The sequence below is a fragment of the Ideonella sp. P3_A4 genome (assembly GCF_056403075.1).
The window spans coordinates 1-1,453 of record NZ_JBFUGE010001024.1 but is presented as its reverse complement, the minus strand read 5'-3'; the positions used below and the strand labels follow the sequence as shown (position 1 = coordinate 1,453).

At 65.5% G+C, this 1,453-nt stretch carries 2 protein-coding genes; both read left to right on the top strand.

The window, feature by feature from the left end; all coding sequences use genetic code 11:
* On the top strand, positions 1–468 hold a 468-nt coding region (locus AC1DYI_RS35480; RefSeq protein ID WP_477208788.1), incomplete at its 5' end, for an FAD-dependent oxidoreductase.
* The coding region (locus AC1DYI_RS35475; RefSeq protein WP_477208787.1) for a cysteine desulfurase family protein at positions 465–1,453 on the top strand (989 nt) is incomplete at its 3' end. The genes AC1DYI_RS35480 and AC1DYI_RS35475, both read left to right, overlap by 4 nt.

Genomic DNA, 1,453 nt, shown 5'->3' with positions numbered 1-1,453 from the left:
GCTCTGTACTTGTCCAACATCGCCAGCAAGGTGCACTTGGTGCATCGCCGAGACAAGTTCCGCGCCGAGCCGATCCTGGTCGACAAGCTAATGGAGCGCGTGGCCGCCGGTGTGATCGAGCTGCACTTGTTCCAGACGCTGGACGAGGTGCTCGGCGAAGAGTGTGGAGTGACGAGGGTGCGGCTGAAGAACCTCCAGGATGCCAGCACCCGCGAGTTGGCGGTCAGCGGCTGCTTCATCGCGATCGGGCACCAACCCAACACCGAGCTCTTCAAGGGCCAGCTCGAAATGCGAAATGGCTACATCCTGACCCGGGCCGGCTTGGATGGCCTGGCAACGATGACCAGTGTTCCCGGTGTATTCGCCGCCGGTGACGTGCAGGACCACGTGTACCGCCAAGCGATCACGAGCGCCGGCACCGGCTGCATGGCGGCGCTCGACGCACAGCGGTTCCTGGAACAGCAGTGATCTACCTGGACCACAACGCGACCACGCCGGTGCATCCGCAGGTGCGCGAAGCCATCGGCGAGCACCTTGGCACCGAGTTCGGGAATCCGTCGTCGTCCCATGCCCAAGGGCGGGCTGCCAAGGCAGCCGTCGATGGTGCACGAGCCGGGATGGCTGTTGCCCTGGGCGCCAACTTGCCGTCGGAGATCGTCTTCACCGCCAGCGCCACTGAAGCAAACAACCTGGCGATCCTTGGCGTCTGCGCGGCGGCGTCCGCCGAACGGCGGCATCTGATCGTCAGCGCGATCGAGCATCCCGCGGTGATGGAGCCTGCGCTGCAGTTGCAGCGACAGGGCTGGCGCCTATCGATCGCTCCTGTCGGTCGGGATGGCATCGTGCATCTCGATGCGCTGGCCATGTTGCTGGCAGGCGGTGATACGGCGCTGGTGAGCGTCATGCACGCGAACAACGAACTGGGCAGTATCCAACCCGTCGAGGAGATCGGTCGTCTCGTGAGGCGGTACGGCGCGCTGTTTCATGTGGACGCCGCTCAAGCGATGGGCAAGATTCCGGTCGACGTCAAGGCCATAGGTGCTGACCTGCTCACCATCGCTGGCCACAAGATGTACGCCCCCAAGGGCATCGGCGCGCTTTACGTGCGACGTGGGACGCCGCTGCGCCCGCTGATGTACGGTGCATCGCATGAGGGCGGGCTGCGCCCGGGAACCGAGAACGTCCCGTACATCGCTGGTCTGGCGGCCGCCGCTCGTTTGGTCGCGGGCGCCCAAGTGGCTCGCCAGCGCATGCCGCGTCTGCGTGACCAACTGCAGGCGCGCTTGCTGGCAGGCATCCCTGGGCTGACGGTCAACGGTTCTCAGCATCACAGGCTGCCGAACACATTGCACGTGTCCTTGCCATCCGGCTCGGCGCGCGAACTGATCGCGCTGCTGGCAGACCAGGTGGCGTTGTCGCCCGGGGCTGCATGCCATGCCGAAGGGGCCTACGC